Here is a 20086-nt window from a genome sequence, read left to right as displayed (position 1 = left end):
GATCTTCGGCGTAGCTCTCAGGTATGACGCGGGGCGGGCGTAGTGGGGTCAGCTCCCGTTCCGCCATGGCACGGCGGGGCCGTTCCGCGTGGCGCGGGCGCGGCGGGGTCGGCTTCGGGAGGTGTGCTCCAGGATCGCGGCGGCGAGCGGGGTGTGCACCCGGCGGGGGAGGGCGCCGACATCCCCACCACATGCGCCCGACCGACGCCGAACGTGTCCAGCACGGCGACGGCGCCCCCGGCCGGAACGGCCCCGGAACTACGCCCTCAGGGCCGAAGGGTGCGGCGGTAGGTGTCGGGCGGGACGCCGACGCCGCGGTGGAAATGGCGGCGCAGGGTCGTGGCGGTGCAGGGTCGTGGCGGTGCCCATCCCGACCGCCGCCGACGAGAGCGGGCGCTCGGACCAGGCCTTCCTCGTCGACGTCGTCGTCCGCTCCGGCGAAGCCGAACGCCGGGCCACGGCGGGCGGCCGGGACATCTACGCCGTCACCGCGCCCCTCGTCGCCGAGGCTCTCGAACGCGTCCTGGCCGGACGCACCAAGTCGGCCGGTGTCGCCTCCGCAGGCGAGATCTTCGACGCCTCGGACTTCCTGTGTTCGCTGGAACCGCACATCGCGGTCGACCTGCACCCGCGGAAGCAGAACGCCTGACCCGGCTCTTCGTTCACGAGTTCGGGATCTGGCGCGACGTCTGTGACTGAGCACTCCGGGCAACGGCCGGGATGCTTCCAGACGTCGAAGAAAGCTGTCGCAGAAGAGGCAGGATGAGGCTGGCCGGATTCGAACCGGCGTCCTCCCACATGCGGTGAAGGCGCGACAACCACTGCGCTACGAGCCCCATCCCTGCCAGGGATCATACGAGCCCCGGCGCTCCGCTGCCCCGAATATCCGCGGGCGGCGGACCACTGGGCGTGACGGCTTCACAGAAGCTGTGCCGGAGCCCGAACTCGCGCATGCCGGCCCGCGCGGCCCGGATCGCGTGCGGGGCCTTCGCCCGGCCGCCGCGAAGGTGCCGATGAGACGGGAGACCGCCGGGTCGGAGGCGACCGGCTTTGCGAGCGGTCTCGACCAACCAGGAGCACAGCACCGGCCGGAGGCGACCACCGCCCGGCCGTTGCCCTGAACATGGACGCGGGGAGAGCGCCCGATACGCTTCTTCGCCTGGGAAGTGCCTCCGACGGCGACAGGAGCAGGGGCCTCGCTAGTCCTCGTTCTTGCTGGTCAGAGGCGCTTCGCCTACTTGGCCACTCGTCGGACAGCCCACTTCATGAAAGCACGGGACCAATGTTCAACCTCGTCTTCGCGGCACTCGTCCTGTCCATCCCGGCAGGGTTGCTGATGCTGGTTCGCGGCGTTGGACGACAGTGGCACAAGCGGCCCATCGCGCTCGTCGGTGCCGCCCTGACCGCCGGCGGCTTCACGGCCGTGGTGTGGGGGTTCGGCGTCTTCGCAGGAGGGCTGGACGTTCGTGAAGCGTGCGAGTTCACCCACAACACCAACTACGACCAGGCATGGCGTGACCGCACGGGAGCGGACGGCAGCTCCTTCTTCCCGCTGGCCAACGCATGCAACGAGCACGTCAGTCTCGTGCCCGCATGGGTGAACCCGACGATCATCGTTCTCGCTGTCCTCAGCGTCAGCGCTCTCGCCCTTGCTCTGTTCCGGATCGCTTCTGCGATCTTCCACAGGAAGGAGCGGGTCTCCGCGTGAACGGATCGGAGTCCGGCGTCCGCGCGCTTCTTCCCTACGGATCTACGCGCACCTCTGGCCGGGAGAAGAAGACCGCACCCGGTCCGTGAGGGACGCCGTTCTCGGCGGCCTGCGGACCGGGTGCGGGTCGATAGGCCGTCTGGCCAGTGAAACAGCAGGTCAGACGGCCTATCCGTAGATCAAGCCTTCTTGGTCTCCCAGAAGATCCTGTCGACCTCGGCGATCAGGTCCAGAGCCTTCTGACCCGTCTTCGGGTCGTTCGAGCCCTTCGCCGCGGAGAGCGCCTTCAGGGTGTCGTTGATCAGCTGGTGCAGCTCCGGGAACTTCTCGAAGTGCGGGGGCTTGAAGTAGTCGCTCCAGAGCACCGAGACGTGGTGCTTCGCGAGCTCGGCGCGCTGCTCCTTGATCAGGACCGCGCGGGTGCGGAAGTCCGCGTCCTCGTTGGCCTGGTACTTCTCCTGGACGGCCTTGACCGACTCGGCCTCGATGCGGGCCTGGGCCGGGTCGTACACGCCGCAGGGCAGGTCGCAGTGGGCGCTGACCTTCACCTTGGGGGCAAACAGGCGGGAAAGCATGGAGCTGTCCTCCTCGTGATCGTCTTCTCAGGTGGGACATTACTCCGTGGAGCGCCGCTTTCCGTGGCTGCCCCAGGGGCTTAGGTCAAAAGTCCGGGGCGGGAACCGGGCCGTCGGCCGAATGTACGGAGCGGAACGCGGTACGCGGGACGGTGTGCCGGAGGAGGACCGGGAGGTGGCAGAGGTGCCGGAGCGGGGACGGGTGTCCGGAGGCGGGCGGGCCGGGCGGCGGCCGTTGCGGGTGGTGGAGGTGACGGGGCCCTCGATGGTTCCCACGCTCTACCACGGGGACCTGCTGCTGGTGCAGTACGGGGTGCCCGTGCGCCCGGGTGACGTGGTGATCCTGCGGCACCCCTTCCAGCAGGACCTGCTCGTGGTCAAGCGCGCCACCGAGCGGCGGCCCGGCGGCTGGTGGGTGCGCGGCGACAACACCTTCGCGGGCGGGGACAGCACGGATTACGGGGTCGTTCCCGCGGAGCTGGTCCTCGCCCGGGTGCGGGCCCGCTACCGGCCCCTGACGAAGGGTCAGCGGTCGGTGACCGCGGTGGTGGGCTGGGCGCTCTCCGCGCTGCGGCCGGTGCGCTCCGCCTCCTCGCGCTTGCGGGCGCGGTAGGCGGCCACGTTCGCCCGGGTCGCGCAGCGGTCCGAGCAGTAGCGCCGGGACCGGTTGGTGGAGGTGTCCAGGTAGGCGTTGCGGCAGGGGAGCGCCTCGCACAGGCCGAGCCGGTCCACCCCGTGCCCGGTGAGGTGGAAGGCGAGGCCCATCGCCGCGATGGCCGCGTATCCGGCGGTCGCGTTCGACGGGTGGTCGGCCAGGTGCATGTGCCAGTCCGGCCTGCCGTCCTCGTCCCGGAAGTCGTGCCCGGAGATCTGCGGGCTCACCGGGAAGTCCAGCAGCAACGAGTTGAGCAGGTCGACCGCGAGCGTCTCCTCGCCGTCGTCGGCCGCCTCGAAGACCGCGCGCAGCCGTGCCCGTACGGAACGGAACCGGGTCACGTCCGAGTCCGTCGCCCGCCGTGCCGCCTGCCGGCTGTCACCGAACAGCTCCCGGACCGCCTCGACGGAGGTGAGCGTGTCCTTGTTGCGGGCCGGCTCTTCGGTGTTGACCAGGCGCACGGCATAGTCCGAGTAAGAGGCCAGTTCCACTTGTAGTCCTTACGGCGTCGGTCTAGAGTCGGGGCGTCGACCAGTGTAATGGTCGGTGTTTGCGAACAGGTATTACGCAACGGGCGGGGCGTAACGGGTACTGCGTACCGGTGTTACGCGAACGGGTACGACATGGAGGCTGACGTGACGGAGACGGCTACGGGCACCGACTGGCGGTCCTGGCAGGAGAGCTGGGACCGGCAGCAGGAGTGGTACATGCCCGACCGCGAGGAGCGGTTCCGGGTGATGCTGGACATGGTCGAGGCGGTCGTCGGACCGGAACCGCGGGTGCTGGACCTCGCGTGCGGTACGGGAAGTATTACGGACCGGCTCCTCAAGCGGTTCCCGGGCGCCACGAGCACCGGCGTCGATCTCGACCCCGCGCTCCTGGCCATCGCCCGCGGCACCTTCGAGGGCGACGGCCGGGTCGCCTTCGTCACCGCCGACCTCAAGGACCCGGACTGGACCACCCGGCTGCCCCACACCTCGTACGACGCCGTCCTCACCGCCACCGCCCTGCACTGGCTCCACAGTGAGCCGCTCGCCACGCTCTACGGGCAGCTCGGCGGGCTCGTCCGGGACGGCGGGGTCTTCATGAACGCCGACCGCACCATCGACCCGGCGACCCCCCGGATCAACGCCGCCGAACGCGCCCACCGCCACGCCGCGATGGACCGCGCCAAGGCCGGCGGCGCACTGGACTGGGCCGAGTGGTGGGCCGTCGCCGCGAAGGACCCGGTCCTCGCCGCCCCCACCGCCGAGCGCTTCAAGATCTACGGCGAGCACGCGGACGGCGACATGCCGTCCGCCGACTGGCACGCCCGCACCCTGCTCGCCTCCGGCTTCGGGGAGGCCCGGGCGGTGTGGGCGTCGCCGTCGGACAGCCTCGTACTCGCTGTGAAGTAGGCGGGCGCGGAACGAGCGGGAGGGCGGTACGGACCCGTGTCCGTACCGCCCTCCTCGCTGCAGCCGACTACAGCACCTTCGACAGGAACGACTTCGTCCGGTCGTGCTGCGGGTTGGTCAGGACGTCGCGCGGGTGGCCCGACTCGACCACCACACCGTCGTCCATGAAGACCAGCGCGTCGCCCACCTCGCGGGCGAAGCCCATCTCGTGGGTGACGACGATCATCGTCATGCCGTCCTCGGCCAGGCCGCGCATGACGTCCAGGACGTCGCCCACCAGCTCCGGGTCGAGGGCCGAGGTCGGCTCGTCGAAGAGCATCAGCTTCGGCTCCATCGCCAGCGCGCGGGCGATGGCCACGCGCTGCTGCTGGCCGCCGGAGAGCTGGGAGGGGTAGTTCTTCGTCTTGTCGGCGAGGCCCACCCGGTCCAGCAGCTTCTCGGCACGGGCGCGGGCCACGGCCCTGGCCTCGCCCTTGACCTGGACCGGAGCCTCCATGACGTTCTCGATGGCCGTCATGTGCGGGAACAGGTTGAAGCGCTGGAAGACCATGCCGATGTCCCGCCGCTGGAGGGCGACCTCGCTGTCCCTGAGCTCGTAGAGCTTGTCGCCCTTCTGCCGGTAGCCGACCAGCTCGCCGTCGACCGAGAGCCGGCCGGCGTTGATCTGCTCCAGGTGGTTGATGCACCGCAGGAAGGTCGACTTGCCGGAGCCGGACGGGCCGACGAGGCAGAACACCTCACGCGGGGCGACCTCCAGGTCGATGCCCTTGAGGATGTGGGCGGCGCCGAAGGACTTGTGGACGCCCTCGGCCTTCACCATGGGGGTGGTCATGCGGAGACACCTCCGGAGGGCCGGTTGCTGAACGAGGCGAGGTTCGCCTTGATGCGCTGGAACGGCGTGAGCGGCAGCGAGCGCAGCGAGCCTCGGGCGTAGCGGCGCTCCAGGTAGTACTGGCCGACGCTGAACACGCTGGTCATCACGATGTACCAGATGGACGCGACGAACAGCATCTCCATCACCGCGTACGACGTGGAGCCGATCTGCGAGGTGGAGCGGAGCAGCTCGTTGTACGTGACCGCGTAGACCAGCGAGGAGGTCTTCAGCATGTTGATGAACTCGTTGCCGGTCGGCGGGATGATCACCCGCAGCGCCTGCGGCAGGACCACGCGGCGCATGGTCTTCGCCTGGGTCATGCCGAGGGCGTGCGACGCCTCGGTCTGGCCCTCGTCGACCGACTGGATGCCGGCGCGGCAGATCTCCGCCATGTAGGCGGCCTCGTTCAGGGCGAGCCCCAGCAGGGCGCACATGAACGGGGTCATGACGTCCGTCATCTCGTCCTTGTAGATGAACGGGATGTTCAGGACCGGGAAGATCAGCGCCAGGTTGAACCAGAGCAGCAGCTGTACGTAGACCGGGGTGCCCCGGAAGAACCAGATGTACAGCCAGGCCACCCAGCTGGTGACCGGGTTCTTGGAGAGCCGCATCACGGCCAGCACGACGCCGAGGATCACGCCGAGCACCATCGCGAGGACGCTGATCAGCAGGGTGCGGCCCGCACCGGCGACGACGGTGCTGTCGAACAGCTTGTCGCCCACGGCGTGCCACTGGATGTTGCCCTGGGAGAAGGCGTACCCGAGGGTGACGAGGAGGCCGATGACCACGACGCCGCTGATCCAGCGGCCGACATGGCGGACGGGAATGGCCTTGATGTACTCCGGGGCCGTGGTGGCGGCCCCGGAGACGGGCACCTGGCCGGCCGGTGAGCCGACGGGTGCCTTGTCGAGCTTGTCAGTCATCGTGACTGCCCTTCGGTGAAGCGTCCGGTCACTTGCCGCCGTTGATGGCGGCCTTGTCGATCGCTCCCGTGCCGGCGCCCCACTTGTCGAGCACCTTCTGGTACGAACCGTCGGCGATGATCGCGTCGACGGCCTCCTTCAGGGCGTCGCGCAGCCCCGTGTTGTCCTTGTTGACGGCGATGCCGAACGGGCCGGCGTCGACCTGCTCGCCCACGACCTCGAACGCCTTGCCGCCGTCGGCCTTGCGGGCCAGGTCCACCGCGACCGGGTAGTCGTTGACCCCGGCGACCGCGCCACCGGCCTTGACCCGGGTCTGGGCCTCGGTGTCGTTCTCGAAGGCCTGGATCTTGATGGCCTTCTCGCCGGCGTCCGTGCAGGCCTTCGACTGCGTCTTGAGAGCCTTCTCGTACGTGGTGGCGCGCTGCACGGCGGCGGTCTTCCCGCAGAGGTCCTCGATGGAGTTGATGCCCTCGGGGTTGCCCTTCTTCGTGTACACGGCGGTACCGGCGAGGAAGTAGTCGACGAAGTCGACGCCCTTGCCCAGCTTCTTGCCCGACTCGTCCAGGCCCTCCTGGCGCTGCTTGTTGTCGGTGATCGACGACATCGCGATGTCGTGGCGCCCGGTGTTCAGGGCGGTGATCAGGCCCTCGAAGGAACCGGAGGTGAACTCGAACTTCACCCCGAGCTGCTTGCCGAGGGCCTCGGCGAGATCGGGGTCCACGCCCACGATCTTTCCGTTCTCGACGAACTCCATCGGGGCGTATTCGGCATTCGTGCCGACCTTGATCACACCGGACTTCTGGTACTTCTCCGGCAGCTTCTCGAAGAGCGGCGCGCCGCTCTTGGTCTCCTTGCCGCTGCCGCTCTCCTGGGAGGAGCTGTCGGTCTGGTCGCCACAGGCGGTGAGCAGCAGGGAGCCGGCGACCGCGATGGCGCCGACCGCCGCGATCCGGGTCCTGGCGGTCGTACGACGCGTGGTGCTTGCGGTCATTTCGGGATCCTCCGGCAGGTGAGGGTGAGGTGCTGATGGGCGGCTTGGCACGCACCTTCGGGTGTCGCCACCTTGTGTGATGACGGCATCCTGCCATTCGGACTGGCCCGTTCAGGGGTCTCGTCATGTCAAAATCGGATAACGGGCGACCCCCGAACATCAACGGCCGGTACGTCATGCCCGGACCTTCTGCGGGGGTTCGGTCTCCGCACGGGAGAATCTTCGGTACGTCTCGACTGGTGGACGGCATTTATACCGGTTTGCCGACTTGTCCAGATATTCGACTATGAGTCACGTCACCGCATCGGAATGGACTCGTGCGTAACAGGGTTGGTCCGGTAAGAAAGACGTTTACACCCCTCATCCGGGGCTCAGGGCGCGTGTGCGGCGCGCCCGCGCGTACGTACCTCACCCTGCCGGGGCGGGCCAACCGCCCGGCGCAGGGCGCGTACGCGGTGCCCGCCCACCCCTCCTCAACCAGGAGTGGCCACCCTCAAACGATGAAGACTTAAGGGGTCAACACCATGGCAGCGGAGATCGTCAATCCTCGCAGCGACAGCACTACTGACAGCGGCATCCAGCGCACGAGCGCGACGGACACCGGGGCCGACGAGCCCTTCGATCCGGCCTTCGCCCTGCACCGGGGCGGGAAGATGGCCGTGCAGGCCACCGTCCCGATCCGGGACAAGGACGACCTTTCCCTGGCGTACACGCCCGGAGTGGCGAAAGTGTGCAGCGCCATCGCCGACAACCCCGAGCTCGTCCACGACTACACCTGGAAGTCCCAGGTCGTGGCCGTCGTGACGGACGGCACCGCCGTGCTCGGCCTCGGCGACATCGGGCCCGAGGCGTCCCTCCCCGTGATGGAGGGCAAGGCCATCCTCTTCAAGCAGTTCGGCGGCGTCGACGCGGTGCCGATCGCGCTCGCGACCACCGACGCCGACGAGATCGTCGACACCGTCGTCCGGCTCGCCCCCTCCTTCGGCGGGGTCAACCTGGAGGACATCTCGGCCCCCCGGTGCTTCGAGATCGAGCGCAAGCTCCAGGAGCGGCTGGACATCCCGGTCTTCCACGACGACCAGCACGGCACCGCCGTCGTCACCCTCGCCGCCCTCCGTAACGCCGCCAAGCTCTCCGGGCGGACGCTCGGCGACCTGCGCGGCGTCATCTCCGGCGCGGGCGCGGCGGGTGTCGCCATCGCCAAGTTCCTGCTTGAGGCGGGCATCGGCGATGTCGCGGTGGCCGACCGCAAGGGCATCGTCAGCCGCGACCGCGAGGACCTCACCGACGTCAAGCGCGAACTGGCCGAGCTGACCAACCGGGCCGGCATCTCCGGTTCGCTGGAGAAGGCGCTCGCCGGTGCGGACGTCTTCATCGGCGTCTCCGGCGGTACGGTCCCGGAGGCGGCGGTGGCCTCGATGGCCCCCGGCGCGTACGTCTTCGCGATGGCCAACCCGAACCCGGAGGTCCACCCGGAGGTCGCGCACAAGTACGCGGCCGTCGTGGCGACCGGGCGCTCGGACTTCCCGAACCAGATCAACAACGTGCTGGCCTTCCCCGGGATCTTCGCCGGTGCGCTCCAGGTCCGGGCCTCCCGGATCACCGAGGGCATGAAGATCGCGGCGGCGAACGCGCTGGCGGACGTCGTGGGCGATGAGCTGGCCGCCGACTACGTGATCCCGTCGCCGTTCGACGAGCGGGTCGCCCCGGCGGTCACCGCCGCCGTGGCCGCGGCGGCTCGCGCGGAGGGTGTGGCGCGGCGCTGAGTCCGCGCTGCGCTGTTGTGCGGTGCTTGGTGGGCGGGGCCTGTCTGTGCGGGCCCCGCCCATTCTTTTCGGCCCCGGAGGGGCTTGAGTGCGCGGGCCGGTCCGTGCGGGCTCCGCGCGCGTTCCTTGTCGGCCCAGGACGGCTTGAACGCGGCCGCTGGAGGGGCTCGGACCGCGGGCGCGGGGCCAGTTGGCGTGCGTCACACCCGCAGGCGGTTACGTCGTCGCCCCGCCCCGCCTATCGTCGAGCCATGTTCGCCGCCTACGCAGCCCGCATCGATCCCGACCAGCCTCTCGACGGACTTGAGCTGGGCGAGCGCCCGGCTCCCGAGACGCGTCCCGGATGGAGCACCGTCACGGTCCGCGCCGCCTCCCTCAACCACCACGACCTCTGGTCCCTGCGGGGCGTGGGGCTCTCGCAGGACCGGCTGCCGATGATCCTGGGCTGCGATGCCGCGGGCGTCGACCAGGACGGCAACGAGGTCGTCCTGCACTCCGTCATCGGACAGTCGGGACACGGCGTCGGGCCGAAGGAGCCGCGCTCCATCCTCACCGAGCGCTACCAGGGCACCTTCGCCGAGCAGGTCACCGTCCCCACCTGGAACGTGCTGCCCAAGCCGAAGGAGCTCAGCTTCGAGGAAGCCGCCTGCCTGCCGACCGCCTGGCTCACCGCGTACCGGATGCTGTTCACCAACGCCGGAGTGCGGCCCGGCGATTCCGTGCTCGTCCAGGGCGCGGGCGGCGGGGTCGCCACCGCGGCGATCGTGCTCGGGAAGGCCGCTGGGCTGCGGGTCTTCACCACCAGCCGGGACAAGGCCAAGCGGGAGCGGGCCGTCGAACTGGGTGCGCTGGAGGCGTACGAGCCCGGCGCCCGGCTGCCGCAGCGGGTGGACGCGGTCATCGAGACCGTCGGGGCCGCCACCTGGTCCCACTCCGTGAAGTCGCTGCGCCCCGGCGGCACCCTCGTCATCTCGGGGGCCACCAGCGGGGACCGGCCCGCGCACGCCGAGCTGACCCGGATCTTCTTCCTGGAGCTCAAGGTCGTCGGCTCCACCATGGGTTCCAAGGACGAGCTGGAGGACCTGCTCGCCTTCTGCGCCGGCACGGGGGTACGGCCGGTCATCGACCAGGTGCTGCCGCTGGACCGGGCCAGGGAAGGGTTCCAGCGGCTGGAGTCCGGCGACCTGTTCGGGAAGATCGTGCTCCGCCCCACGGACTGAGGGCGCGCACCAACTCGCCGGTAACCGACTCTTGATGGATCGTCAGTCCTGCTGATGGGATCGGGCCCATGCGAATGGGCAGAGCACTCATGGCAGTTGTCGTCGCGTCCGTGCTCGCGGCGGGGGCCCTCGCCCCCGCCGCCTCGGCGCGCCCCGCACCCGCACCCGCACCGGCACCGGAGTCCCGCGAGCGCTCCGTACCGCCGCTCACCGACGAGCGCGGCCGCACCCTCACCCTGCGCGGCTGGAACGTCGAGGACAAGGTCAACCGCGGCGAGGCCGCACTCACCGCCATCACCGAACGGCACTTCCGCGACCTGCGGGCGGGCGGCTTCAACTTCGCCCGGCTGCTGGTCTTCTGGGACGACCTGGAGCCCCGGCGCGGCCAGTACAGCGAGCGCTATCTCCGGCGCATCGAACGCATCCTGGGCTGGGCGCGGAAGCACCGCATCCACGTCCTCATCGACGCCCACCAGGATGTCTTCGGGCCCGCCTTCGGTCACCGGGGCATCCCCGCCTGGGCCACCAGGACCGACGGGCTGCCGTTCACCCCGAACCCCGACGACTGGTTCTCCGAGTACTTCGAACCGGCCGTCCAGCGGGCCTTCACCCACCTCTACGAGGACCCCGACCTGCGACGCGCCCAGGCCGCCATGTGGCAGGTCCTCGCGGAACGCTTCCGCGGCCACCCGGCGGTGATCGGATACGACCTGATCAACGAGCCGATGGGGGAGCTGCGCGAAGGCGAGGACCTGCCGACCGCCGCCCGCAGGATCGAGGCCGAGCACCTCACCCCGATGTACAACCGGCTGGCCCGCGCCATCCGCGCCAAGGACCGCTCCACCTGGCTGTTCGTCGAGCCGACCCCCATCGTCGGCGAGGGCGTGCCCACGGGGCTGGGGCGGATCGAGGACAGCCGGACCGTGTACGCCCCGCACTTCTACAACACCGCCATGGAGGCGGGCGCGGACTACGACCCGGAGGCCGGCTGGATCGAGGCGTACGAGGCCGCCGTCACCGCCTACCCGGCCCGCTACCGGATGCCCGTGGTCGTGGGTGAGTGGGGGCCGCTGAACAACGCCCTGCCGAACATGGGCCGCTTCTACCGCGAGGCCGTCGCCTCCCTGAACCGCTACAGCTCCGGCTGGGCCGGATACGTCTGGTGCTACGGCGGCGGCTACTGCGCCCTCGACGAGCGCGGCCGCTTCCGTACGAACAAGGAGCGGACGGCCACCCCCTACGCCCCGGCCGTCGCGGGAGAAGTCCGCTCCGACACCTACGACGCGGAGCGCCGGCGCTACCGGCTCGACTACCGGGCCGCCGCCCGTCCCGGGGTCACGGAGCTGTCGCTCCCGCCGTCCGTCCGGGGGTGGCGGGTCTCCGTCGCCGGGTCCGCCCGTGTGCTCGGGAACGCCCGGCACGGCGGGCGGCTGCTGGTGGTCGCCCGGCCCGGCGTGCGGGTGGAGGTGACCGTGCGGGAAGGTGGTCCGCATGGACGAACTGACCACCCCTGAAGGGTTTCTGCTGCGCCCCTGGCTGCCCGCCGACGCGCCGGCCGTGCTCCGCGCCTTCGCCCCGGCCGAGATGGACCGCCAGACCGACCGGCCCGTGTCCGACCAGGCCGGGGCGCTGGCCTGGATCGCGGACCGTACGCGTGAACGGGGGGCCAGGACCGGGTACTCCTGGGCCGTCGTGGGGGAGGAGGGCGAGGCCCTGGGCTGTGTCGCCGTTCAGGCCGTCAACCGGACCCACGACACGGGCTGGGTCTCCTACTGGACCACGGAGGCGGCGCGCGGCCGGGGCGTCGCGCCTGCCGGGGTGCGCGCGCTGGCGCGCTGGGCCTTCGGCGACCTCGGCCTCTACCGGCTGGAGCTGGGCCACCGCACCGACAACCCGGCATCCTGTGCGGTCGCCCGGCGTTCGGGCTTCGCACCCGAAGGGATCGAGCGGGCCAAGCTGCGCTACGGCCGGGTCCGCTACGACATCGAGCGGCACGCCCGCCTGGCGGACGATGATGTCAACTTTGATTGACGAGAGGTGGGTGTCAGCCGGCAGGCCGTGCACAAGAAGTACGGGAGGCGTTGATGTTCGAGCGATTCACCCGAGGGGCCCGCGCGAACGTGAAGGCCGCCGTGGCCCGGGCGGAGCGGACCGGGGCCGCCTCGGTCACCGAGGAGCACCTGCTGATCGCGCTGCTGGAACAGGAGGGCAGCCGCGCCTCCTTCGCCCTTGCCGCCCTCGGGCTGGACGGCCGCCGCGCCGCTCTGGACGCCGACTTCACCGAGGCCCGGCGGCGCGGCGGGCTGACGAGGGCCGACACCGACGCCCTCGCCGGATCGGGATCGACGTCGGCGCCGTCGTGGACCGGGTCGAGGGGGCCCATGGCGAGGGCGCTCTCGACACCGGTCGGCGCAGCCGCCGGTGGTGGTCCGGGCACCGCCCCTTCACCCCGGGGGCGAAGGGCATCCTGGAGAAGTCGCTGAGGGTGGCCCTCGGGCGCGGCGACCGGTTCATCGGCGAGGAGCACCTCCTCCTGGCCCTCACCGCGACCCCCGGAACCGTCGCCGACGTCCTCGCCGAGCACGGGGCGACGTACACGAGCGTGCACCGCGCGCTGTACGGGCCCGGGGCCGACGGCCAGGGACACGCCGAGGCCGGGTGAGGGGTGCTGGCGGGCGGGGACCCCCACTCCTCACCTCTTCTCGTTCTCCTCGTCCTCAGCCGTCAGCAGCGCCTCGATCCGTGTCGCCGCCGCGCCCAGGTGGCGGCGGGCCTCGGACAACTGGGCCTCGGACACCCCGTGGTCGCGGGCCGCGTCGCGGATGCCGTCGCGGAAGCGGTCGAGCAGCCGGTCCAGATCGCGCACCGGGTCGCCCGTGGCCGAGGTGTCCTTGCCCCAGCCGGATGCGGTGTCGTCGGGGGCCGGTGCCGACCCGGACCCGGGCTCGGACCCCGGTCCGTCGGGCTCGGGCTTGCCGAACGGGGGCCAGGTGCCGGTCCGGGCGAAGCCGCCGAGCTGGCCGGTGATCTCGGCCAGACCCTCCCGTACGCCGGAGGGCCAGTCGCCCCGCGCGAAGTGCTCCTGGACCTGGCGGGCGGCGTTCTGCATCTGCTCGCGCGCCCTGTCCTGGGCCTCCTTGGCCTGACGGCGAGCCTGCTGGGCGTCCTCGCGGGCGCGCCGGGACTCGTCCTTCGCCCGGCGGGCCTGCTCCTTCCACTCCTGCTTCGCCCGGCGTAGCTCTTCCTTGGCCGAACGCCAGGCCTCGCTGTCTCCCAGATCGCCCAGGCCGCCGAAGTCCGCGAAGTCGCCGAACGGGGAGGACTGCCCGGCCTTGCCGCTTCCGGAGCCCGCGCCCTGCCGGGACTCGGAGGCGGCCGCCCGCATGTCGCTGCGCAGCCGGCCCGCCGCGCCCCGTACGTCGTCGCGGATCTCGGCGGCCAGCTCGGAGACCGAGTCGCGGATCTCCAGCTCCAGATCGGCCAGTTCGCCGCTGCGGCCCGCCAGCTCCTCGCGGCCGCCTTCGGTGATCGAGTAGACCTTGCGGCCGCCCTCGGTGGCGTGGGTGACCAGCCCCTCGGCCTCCAGCTTGGCCAGCCGGGGGTAGACCGTGCCCGCCGAGGGGGCGTACAGGCCCTGGAAGCGCTCCTCCAGCAGGCGGATGACCTCGTAGCCGTGGCGGGGCGCCTCGTCCAGGAGCTTGAGGAGATACAGCCGCAGTCGGCCGTGGGCGAATACGGGAGGCATGTCAGAGAACCTTTCCGGTCGGCTCGGCGGCGTAGGCGTCGTCCTCGGCGGGCGGCCTGCGCAGCAGGGCGATCGAACCGGACACGGTCGTCGCCCGCAGGGTCCCCGTTCCGGCGCCCAGCGTGCCGGTGATCTTCTTCGTCCCCCACTGCCCGCCGACCCGCAGGTCCTCGAAGGCGTTGGAGACGGTCCCGCTCGCGGTGTTCGCCTCGACCCTTGCGTCCGCCGGGTGCGGCAGCCGGATCGCGATCCCGCCGGAGACCGTGGTCAGTCTGATGTCCGTGGGGTCCCCGGAGGTCTCGACGTCCAGCACCATGTCACCGCTGACGGACTCGGCCCGGACCGAGGCCCCCGCCCCGTCGACCACCGTCAGATCACCGGAGACCGAGTGGAAGCGCAGGTCCCCCGTGACGCTCTGCGCCTCCAGGCTGCCCGACACGGACTCACCGCGCACCGCGCCGGTCAGCCCGACGAGCGTGGAGTCGCCGGTGATGCCCCGGACCTCCGTACGCCCGGTGATGCCGGAGACGACGGCCCCGGCGCCGATCACCCCTACCTCCACCGAGGAGGCGGCCGGTACGACCAGGGAGACCACCGCGCTGCGGCGGCGGCCCTTCGGGTCGAACCAGCGCAGCAGGTCCTGCCAGGGCAGATCCTCGTACGCCACGGTGAGGCGGCCGTCCTCCTGGGTCACGATCAGGGGCGGGCCCTCGATCGCGGAGATCTCCAGCCGGGCCGCCGGCTCGTCGGTCCCGACGACGTTGACCGTGCCGTCCACGACACGCACGCTCAGCGCGGTCACCGGATCGTCGAAGCTCAGCCTCTGCGGCTCGGCGATGGCCCACGTCGACACAGCCATGGATGTGACCTCCCGGAGAGTGGCGACGCAACATATCGCGTCTCGTTACAGGACACGATATATCGCGGATCGGTGAAGTCAAGGCTGGCCAAGGGGGCGTGGGGCGGAATGAAGAGCACCAAAACAGGGCAAATTGCCCTAGCGTGTGAGCCATGAACGCGACATCCACCGGAGCGCTCCTGCTGTGCCGGGCCGACCCCGAGACCGTACGGCCGCTCGCCCACCTGCTGCGCGAGCAGATGCTGCTGACCCGGGCGGGCAAGGAGTGGTCCGTGCTCGTGCCCGAGGGGAAGCCCTGGCGGACCGGGGGAGCGGGGCAGGAGGCGGCCGAGCCGGTGGACCGGGTGCTCGGTGGCTGGGCGACCGCCCTCGCCGTCGGCTCCGCCTGGCCGGTGCTCGCCCTGTGGTGGGACGCCGACCGCGCCGGATACACCCTCGCCGCCGGATTCCGCCGCCCCGTGGGCTACGTCTGGCTCGGCGACGGCACCCCGGTGGGCGAGGACGAGGCCATGCGCACCTTCGCGGCCCGGCTCGGACTCGACCCGGTGCTGGACCTCCAGGCGCTGGAGGAACTGAGCCGTCCGGACCCCGACGCGGACGCCGATGCCCGGCTGCGCGGGCTGCTCGCCGTCCTCACCCGCACCGGACTGACCCTGCCCGCCGGACTCACGCCCGGCGCGAGCGGGGACCGGCTGCGCAGCGTCGCCGAGGCCCGGCCCGGCACGGAACGCGTCGCGTGGGCCGGGTGGCGGGACGCCGTACGCGTCGAACTGGACGCGGTCGAGAGCGGCCGGGTGGGGCCGTGGGTGCGTGGCCCCCGGGCCCGTGCCATCGCCGCAGTCCAGCTCGCGGCCGGGCTCCCGCTGCTGCTGTGGGGCGCCCGCCGCCGCAGCGGAGGCTGGGTCGCGGCCGGGGCGCTGCTGCTGGCACAGGGGGCGCTGGGACTCGCGTACGAACGGGCCAGGGCGGGCGCCGAACGGTAGACCGCCCCAGCGCTACGCGTCCCGAGGGTTACGCGTCCTCGTCGTCCTCGTCGTCCAGCCGTGCCAGCCAGGTCGCGAGGCGCTCGACGGGCACCTCGAAGTCGGGGTTGAGATCGACGAACGTCCGCAGCTGCTCGGCGAGCCACTCGAAGGTGACCTCCTCCTCGCCGCGCCGCTTCTCCAGTTCCTCGATGCCACGGTCCGTGAAGTACATGGGAGAAGGATATCGAGGCCCGCGCCCGCCCGGAACGCCGGAGACCCGGCTCCGCGACAGGTGCGGAACCGGGTCTCCGGTGACGTACGAACAGCTCGTACAGCCAGGTGGTCCTAGGCCTCGAAGACCTCGTTGACCAGCTGCGTCTGCTCCGCCTGGTGACGCTTGGCCGAGCCGACCGCCGGGGACGAGCCGTGCGGTCGCGAGATGCGGCGCAGGCGCTCGCCGTGCGGCACGTCCGAGCCGACCGCGAGGTCCAGGTGGTCGATCAGGTTGAGCGCGATGAACGGCCACGCACCCTGGTTCGCCGGCTCCTCCTGCGCCCACAGGTACTTCTCGGCGTTCGGGTACTTCGCGATCTCGGCCTGGATCTCCGCACCCGGCAGCGGGTACAGCCGCTCCAGGCGGATGAGCGCCGTCTCGGTGTCACCGCGCTTCTCGCGCTCGGCGTCCAGGTCGTAGAACAGCTTGCCCGCGCAGAAGACGACCTTGCGGACGTCCTCGGCCTTGACCGTCGAGTCCCCGATCACCGGGCGGAAGCCGCCGGAGGTGAACTCCTCGATCTTCGACGCCGCGGCCTTCAGACGCAGCATCGACTTCGGGGTGAAGACGATCAGCGGCTTGTGGTGCGGGTTGTGCACCTGCCAGCGCAGCAGGTGGAAGTAGTTCGACGGCAGGGTCGGCATCGCGACCGTCATGTTGTCCTGCGCGCACATCTGGAGGAAGCGCTCGGGGCGCGCGGAGCTGTGGTCCGGGCCCTGGCCCTCGTAGCCGTGCGGCAGGAGCAGCGTGACGCCGGAGGTCTGGCCCCACTTCTGCTCGGCCGAGGAGATGAACTCGTCCACGACGGTCTGCGCGCCGTTGACGAAGTCACCGAACTGGGCCTCCCAGATGACCAGCGACTCCGGACGGGCCAGCGAGTAGCCGTACTCGAAGCCCATCGCCGCGTACTCGCTGAGCAGCGAGTCGTAGACGTTGTAGCGGGCCTGGTCCTCGGAGAGGTACAGCAGCGGGGTGTAGTCCTCGCCGGTGACCTGGTCGACCAGGACCGCGTGGCGCTGGCCGAACGTGCCACGGCGGGTGTCCTGGCCGGCGAGCCGGACCGGGGTGCCCTCCATCAGCAGCGAACCGATGGCCAGCGTCTCGCCCATGCCCCAGTCGATCGTGCCGTTCTCCACCGAGGCCGCGCGGCGCTGCATCTGCGGCATCAGACGGGGGTGGACGGTGATCGACTCGGGGATGTTGACCTGGGACTCGGCGATCCGCTTGACGACCTCCGAGGAGACCGCCGTGTCGAGCGTCACCGGGAACGCGGCCTGCGGCTCCGGGACGTGCGGGGCGGCGGGCTGCGAGGTGGCCTCGCGGACCTCCGCGAAGACCTTCTCCAGCTGGCCCTGGAAGTCCTGGAGCGCCTGCTCGGCCTCTTCCAGCGTGATGTCGCCGCGACCGATGAGGGACTCGGTGTAGAGCTTGCGAACCGAGCGCTTCTTGTCGATCAGGGTGTACATCTGCGGGTTGGTGAACTCCGGGTTGTCGCCCTCGTTGTGACCGCGGCGGCGGTAGCAGATGAGGTCGATCACGACGTCCTTGTTGAACGCCTGCCGGAACTCGAAGGCGAGCCGCGCGACGCGGACCACGGCCTCCGGGTCGTCGCCGTTGACGTGGATGATCGGCGCCTCGATCATGCGCGCCACGTCGGTGGCGTACATCGAGGAGCGCGAGGACTCCGGGGCGGCGGTGAAGCCGACCTGGTTGTTGATCACCACGTGCACGGTGCCGCCGGTGCGGTAGCCGCGCAGCTGCGACATGTTGAGCGTCTCGGCGACGACGCCCTGGCCCGCGAAGGCCGCGTCGCCGTGGAGCGCGACCGGCAGGACCGTGAAGTCCGTGCCGCCCTTGTTGATGATGTCCTGCTTGGCGCGGGCGATGCCCTCCAGGACCGGGTCGACCGCCTCCAGGTGCGAGGGGTTGGCGGCCAGCGAGACCTTGATCTGCTCGCCGTCCAGACCGGTGAAGGTGCCCTCGGCGCCCAGGTGGTACTTGACGTCCCCGGAGCCGTGCATCGAGCGCGGGTCGAGGTTGCCCTCGAACTCCCGGAAGATCTGGGCGTACGACTTGCCGACGATGTTCGCCAGCACGTTCAGGCGGCCGCGGTGGGCCATGCCGATGACGACCTCGTCGAGGCGGGCCTCGGCGGCGGAGTCGAGGACGGCGTCGAGCAGCGGGATGACGGACTCGCCGCCCTCCAGCGAGAACCGCTTCTGCCCGACGTACTTCGTCTGGAGGAACGTTTCGAACGCCTCGGCCGCGTTCAGCCGGCGCAGGATGCGCAGCTGCTCCTCGCGCTCGGGCTTGGGGCGCGGGCGCTCGACCCGGTCCTGGAGCCACTTGCGCTGCTTCGGGTCCTGGATGTGCATGAACTCGATGCCGGTGGTGCGGCAGTACGACTCACGGAGCACGCCGAGGATGTCGCGGAGCTTCATCATCGTCTTGCCGGCGAACCCGCCGACCGCGAATTCCCGCTCCAGGTCCCACAGGGTGAGGCCGTGCTCGGTGATGTCCAGGTCGGGGTGCTTGCGCTGGTGGTACTCCAGCGGGTCGGTGTCGGCCATGACGTGGCCGCGGACCCGGTAGGAGTGGATCAGCTCGAAGACCCGGGCGGCCTTGGTGACGTCGTCGTCGTGCGAGGCGTCGATGTCCTTGAGCCAGCGGACCGGCTCGTAGGGGATGCGCAGCGCCTTGAAGATCTCGTCGTAGAACTCGTTCTCGCCGAGCAGCAGCTGGGACAGGACCCGCAGGAACTCACCGGAGGCGGCCCCCTGGATGACCCGGTGGTCGTAGGTCGAGGTCAGCGTCATGACCTTCGAGATACCGAGCTTGTTCAGGGTGTCCTGCGAGGTGCCCTGGAACTCCGCCGGGTAGTCCATCGCGCCGACGCCCATGATGAGGCCCTGACCGGGCATCAGGCGGGGCACCGAGTGGACGGTGCCGATACCGCCGGGGTTGGTCAGCGAGGCGGTGACGCCGGTGAAGTCGTCCATGCCGAGCTTGCCGATGCGGGCGCGCCGGACGATGTCCTCGTACGCCTGCCAGAACTCGAAGAAGTTGAGCGTCTCGGCCTTCTTGATGGCCGCGACGACCAGCTGGCGGTCGCCGTTCGGCTTCACCAGGTCGATGGCGAGACCGAGGTTGACGTGCTCCGGCTTGACCAGGGTCGGCTTGCCGTCCTTCTCCGCGAAGGAGTAGTTCATCGACGGCATGGCCTTGAGGGCCTGCACCATCGCGTACCCGATGAGGTGGGTGAAGGAGATCTTCCCGCCACGGGCGCGCTTGAGGTGGTTGTTGATGACGATGCGGTTGTCGAAGAGCAGCTTCACCGGGACCGCGCGGACGGACGTGGCCGTCGGCAGCTCCAGCGAGGCGTTCATGTTCTTCGCGACGGCGGCCGAGGGGCCGCGCAGCGTCACGTACTCCGGGCCGGCCGGGGCCTCGGTGGACTCCTCGGCCTTGGCGGGCGCGGCAGCGGGCTTCGCCGCAGCCGGGGCGGCCTTCGCCGGGGCCGGGGCGGCCTCGGCGGGCTTGGCCGGAGCCGCCTTCGCCGGGGCTGCCGGAGCAGCGGCTGCGGGCTTCGCCGGAGCCGGAGCGGCTGCGGGAGCGGCCGGTGCGGCCTGCGCGGGGGTGGTGGCGGTCACCGCAGCCCCCGAGGCTGCGGCGCCGGGAACGGGCTTGTCCGCCGTGCCGGACGTGCCCGGCTTGTAGTCGGCGAAGAAGTCCCACCAGGCGCGATCGACCGAACTGGGATCCTGGAGGTACTGCTGGTAGATCTCGTCGACGAGCCATTCATTGGCGCCGAACGCAGCGGCCGGGTTGGTGCCCGGGCTGGCTTGGTCGGTCGAGACGCTTGAGTTACTGGGGGACTGAGACGACACGGCGGCAACCGCCCTCTTCCGCTTCACAAGGTGATGGACAGCGGAAATCAAGGCTACGCCCCCCTGACCGTTCCTTGCAGGCCGGGCCGGTGCTTCGTCGTGCACATCACATCGGAAGACGGGTTTCGGCGCAGGAAATGGCGGGAAACAAGCGAGGTTCCGCTGCACTCCGGGTACGCAGGACCGTGGATACGGCCGTCCGACCGTATCCCCTGGAGATCCCGTACTGGCATGGCACGTATGAACG

17 protein-coding genes, 1 tRNA gene and 3 pseudogenes are annotated in these 20086 nt (G+C 70.6%); 11 read left to right on the top strand and 10 right to left on the bottom strand.

Features of this window, described 5'->3' with window-relative positions:
- Positions 1 to 364: 364 nt before the first annotated feature.
- Positions 365 to 649 (top strand): annotated as a pseudogene (locus tag CIB93_RS12730) (saccharopine dehydrogenase); the annotation flags it as partial.
- 114 nt (positions 650 to 763) lie between these two features.
- Here CIB93_RS12730 and CIB93_RS12725 read toward each other — a convergent pair.
- Positions 764 to 837 (bottom strand) — tRNA-Ala (locus tag CIB93_RS12725).
- A gap of 445 nt (positions 838 to 1282) precedes the next feature.
- Here CIB93_RS12725 and CIB93_RS12720 point away from each other — a divergent pair.
- Positions 1283 to 1708 carry a hypothetical protein gene (locus CIB93_RS12720; RefSeq protein WP_096626900.1) on the top strand — a complete coding sequence of 142 codons (426 nt, stop codon included), beginning with the start codon at positions 1283 to 1285 and terminating at the stop codon, positions 1706 to 1708.
- Between the two features lie 31 nt (positions 1709 to 1739).
- Positions 1740 to 1886 (top strand): annotated as a pseudogene (locus CIB93_RS39415) (site-specific integrase); the annotation flags it as partial.
- A gap of 1 nt (position 1887) precedes the next feature.
- Here CIB93_RS39415 and sodN read toward each other — a convergent pair.
- A complete protein-coding gene (sodN, locus tag CIB93_RS12710) occupies positions 1888 to 2283 on the bottom strand; it encodes a superoxide dismutase, Ni (protein WP_096626899.1) in 396 nt (131 codons plus the stop codon).
- 121 nt (positions 2284 to 2404) lie between these two features.
- Between sodN and sodX the strand changes: the two genes are divergently transcribed.
- Positions 2405 to 2896, top strand: coding sequence for a nickel-type superoxide dismutase maturation protease (gene sodX / locus CIB93_RS12705; RefSeq protein WP_096626898.1), 492 nt, complete (start codon positions 2405 to 2407; stop codon positions 2894 to 2896).
- On the opposite strand, the gene CIB93_RS12700 is transcribed toward sodX, so the two are convergent.
- Entirely contained in the window at positions 2809 to 3429 is a 621-nt protein-coding gene (locus CIB93_RS12700) for an ABATE domain-containing protein (RefSeq protein ID WP_096626897.1), read from the bottom strand. The two genes, sodX and CIB93_RS12700, sit on opposite strands and share 88 nt — an antisense overlap.
- A gap of 132 nt (positions 3430 to 3561) precedes the next feature.
- Here CIB93_RS12700 and CIB93_RS12695 point away from each other — a divergent pair, with 132 nt between their 5' ends.
- Positions 3562 to 4335: a class I SAM-dependent methyltransferase gene (locus tag CIB93_RS12695; protein ID WP_096626896.1), complete on the top strand. Its 774-nt coding sequence runs from the start codon at positions 3562 to 3564 to the stop codon at positions 4333 to 4335.
- A 67-nt stretch (positions 4336 to 4402) separates the two neighbouring features.
- Here the strand turns inward: CIB93_RS12695 and CIB93_RS12690 are convergent, their stop codons facing one another.
- Genes CIB93_RS12690 through CIB93_RS12680 form a run of 3 tightly spaced genes read right to left on the bottom strand, consistent with a single transcriptional unit; the run spans position 4403 to position 7123 of the window.
- Complete coding sequence (locus CIB93_RS12690) at positions 4403 to 5167, bottom strand: amino acid ABC transporter ATP-binding protein (RefSeq protein WP_096626895.1); 765 nt, start codon at positions 5165 to 5167, stop codon at positions 4403 to 4405.
- Positions 5164 to 6132 carry an amino acid ABC transporter permease gene (locus tag CIB93_RS12685; protein WP_096626894.1) on the bottom strand — a complete coding sequence of 323 codons (969 nt, stop codon included), beginning with the start codon at positions 6130 to 6132 and terminating at the stop codon, positions 5164 to 5166. The genes CIB93_RS12690 and CIB93_RS12685 overlap by 4 nt, the downstream gene beginning before the upstream one ends.
- Positions 6133 to 6160: 28 nt before the next feature.
- Positions 6161 to 7123, bottom strand: coding sequence for an ABC transporter substrate-binding protein (locus CIB93_RS12680; protein ID WP_096626893.1), 963 nt, complete (start codon positions 7121 to 7123; stop codon positions 6161 to 6163).
- A 524-nt stretch (positions 7124 to 7647) separates the two neighbouring features.
- Here CIB93_RS12680 and CIB93_RS12675 point away from each other — a divergent pair.
- From CIB93_RS12675 to CIB93_RS12655, 5 genes and pseudogenes are all read left to right on the top strand, one after another.
- Positions 7648 to 8889 (top strand): NADP-dependent malic enzyme, encoded by a 1242-nt coding sequence (locus tag CIB93_RS12675; protein WP_096626892.1) that lies wholly within the window; start codon positions 7648 to 7650, stop codon positions 8887 to 8889.
- Positions 8890 to 9140: 251 nt separating this feature from the next.
- Positions 9141 to 10109 carry a zinc-binding dehydrogenase gene (locus CIB93_RS12670; RefSeq protein ID WP_096626891.1) on the top strand — a complete coding sequence of 323 codons (969 nt, stop codon included), beginning with the start codon at positions 9141 to 9143 and terminating at the stop codon, positions 10107 to 10109.
- 89 nt (positions 10110 to 10198) lie between these two features.
- On the top strand, positions 10199 to 11623 hold the full coding sequence (locus CIB93_RS12665; protein ID WP_096626913.1) for a cellulase family glycosylhydrolase: 1425 nt from the start codon (positions 10199 to 10201) through the stop codon (positions 11621 to 11623).
- Positions 11601 to 12140, top strand: coding sequence for a GNAT family N-acetyltransferase (locus CIB93_RS12660; protein WP_096626890.1), 540 nt, complete (start codon positions 11601 to 11603; stop codon positions 12138 to 12140). Before CIB93_RS12665 ends, CIB93_RS12660 begins: the two co-directional genes overlap by 23 nt.
- A gap of 53 nt (positions 12141 to 12193) precedes the next feature.
- Positions 12194 to 12771: pseudogene (locus CIB93_RS12655) on the top strand (Clp protease N-terminal domain-containing protein).
- Positions 12772 to 12801: 30 nt separating this feature from the next.
- Here the strand turns inward: CIB93_RS12655 and CIB93_RS12650 are convergent.
- The gene (locus CIB93_RS12650; RefSeq protein WP_096626889.1) at positions 12802 to 13854 is read right to left on the bottom strand and encodes a PadR family transcriptional regulator; all 1053 of its coding nucleotides are present in this window, start codon (positions 13852 to 13854) and stop codon (positions 12802 to 12804) included.
- 1 nt (position 13855) lies between these two features.
- Positions 13856 to 14713 carry a DUF4097 family beta strand repeat-containing protein gene (locus CIB93_RS12645; RefSeq protein ID WP_096626888.1) on the bottom strand — a complete coding sequence of 286 codons (858 nt, stop codon included), beginning with the start codon at positions 14711 to 14713 and terminating at the stop codon, positions 13856 to 13858.
- Between the two features lie 152 nt (positions 14714 to 14865).
- On the opposite strand from CIB93_RS12645, the gene CIB93_RS12640 reads away from it, so the two are divergent.
- Positions 14866 to 15696: a hypothetical protein gene (locus CIB93_RS12640; RefSeq protein ID WP_096626887.1), complete on the top strand. Its 831-nt coding sequence runs from the start codon at positions 14866 to 14868 to the stop codon at positions 15694 to 15696.
- 28 nt (positions 15697 to 15724) lie between these two features.
- Here CIB93_RS12640 and CIB93_RS12635 read toward each other — a convergent pair whose 3' ends face one another.
- Positions 15725 to 15910 (bottom strand): DUF6104 family protein, encoded by a 186-nt coding sequence (locus CIB93_RS12635; protein ID WP_003966321.1) that lies wholly within the window; start codon positions 15908 to 15910, stop codon positions 15725 to 15727.
- 113 nt (positions 15911 to 16023) lie between these two features.
- Entirely contained in the window at positions 16024 to 19839 is a 3816-nt protein-coding gene (locus CIB93_RS12630) for a multifunctional oxoglutarate decarboxylase/oxoglutarate dehydrogenase thiamine pyrophosphate-binding subunit/dihydrolipoyllysine-residue succinyltransferase subunit (protein WP_179500078.1), read from the bottom strand.
- Positions 19840 to 20086 lie beyond the last annotated feature (247 nt).

It is taken from the genome of Streptomyces sp. WZ.A104 (assembly GCF_002382885.1).
GTDB lineage: Bacteria > Actinomycetota > Actinomycetes > Streptomycetales > Streptomycetaceae > Streptomyces.
This window is presented reverse-complemented; position numbering and strand designations above follow the sequence as displayed.

Bases quoted from the DNA above. Each gene is read 5' to 3' on its own strand.
- CIB93_RS12675 (WP_096626892.1), top strand. From the start codon at position 7,648: ATGGCAGCGGAGATCGTCAATCCTCGCAGCGACAGCACTACTGACAGC.
- CIB93_RS12640 (WP_096626887.1), top strand. From the start codon at position 14,866: ATGAACGCGACATCCACCGGAGCGCTCCTGCTGTGCCGGGCCGACCCC.
- sodX (WP_096626898.1), top strand. From the start codon at position 2,405: ATGTACGGAGCGGAACGCGGTACGCGGGACGGTGTGCCGGAGGAGGAC.
- CIB93_RS12685 (WP_096626894.1), bottom strand. From the start codon at position 6,132: ATGACTGACAAGCTCGACAAGGCACCCGTCGGCTCACCGGCCGGCCAG.
- sodN (WP_096626899.1), bottom strand. From the start codon at position 2,283: ATGCTTTCCCGCCTGTTTGCCCCCAAGGTGAAGGTCAGCGCCCACTGC.
- CIB93_RS12635 (WP_003966321.1), bottom strand. From the start codon at position 15,910: ATGTACTTCACGGACCGTGGCATCGAGGAACTGGAGAAGCGGCGCGGC.
- CIB93_RS12660 (WP_096626890.1), top strand. From the start codon at position 11,601: ATGGACGAACTGACCACCCCTGAAGGGTTTCTGCTGCGCCCCTGGCTG.
- CIB93_RS12690 (WP_096626895.1), bottom strand. From the start codon at position 5,167: ATGACCACCCCCATGGTGAAGGCCGAGGGCGTCCACAAGTCCTTCGGC.
- CIB93_RS12665 (WP_096626913.1), top strand. From the start codon at position 10,199: ATGGCAGTTGTCGTCGCGTCCGTGCTCGCGGCGGGGGCCCTCGCCCCC.
- CIB93_RS12670 (WP_096626891.1), top strand. From the start codon at position 9,141: ATGTTCGCCGCCTACGCAGCCCGCATCGATCCCGACCAGCCTCTCGAC.
- CIB93_RS12720 (WP_096626900.1), top strand. From the start codon at position 1,283: ATGTTCAACCTCGTCTTCGCGGCACTCGTCCTGTCCATCCCGGCAGGG.
- CIB93_RS12680 (WP_096626893.1), bottom strand. From the start codon at position 7,123: ATGACCGCAAGCACCACGCGTCGTACGACCGCCAGGACCCGGATCGCG.
- CIB93_RS12645 (WP_096626888.1), bottom strand. From the start codon at position 14,713: ATGGCTGTGTCGACGTGGGCCATCGCCGAGCCGCAGAGGCTGAGCTTC.
- CIB93_RS12695 (WP_096626896.1), top strand. From the start codon at position 3,562: ATGGAGGCTGACGTGACGGAGACGGCTACGGGCACCGACTGGCGGTCC.
- CIB93_RS12650 (WP_096626889.1), bottom strand. From the start codon at position 13,854: ATGCCTCCCGTATTCGCCCACGGCCGACTGCGGCTGTATCTCCTCAAG.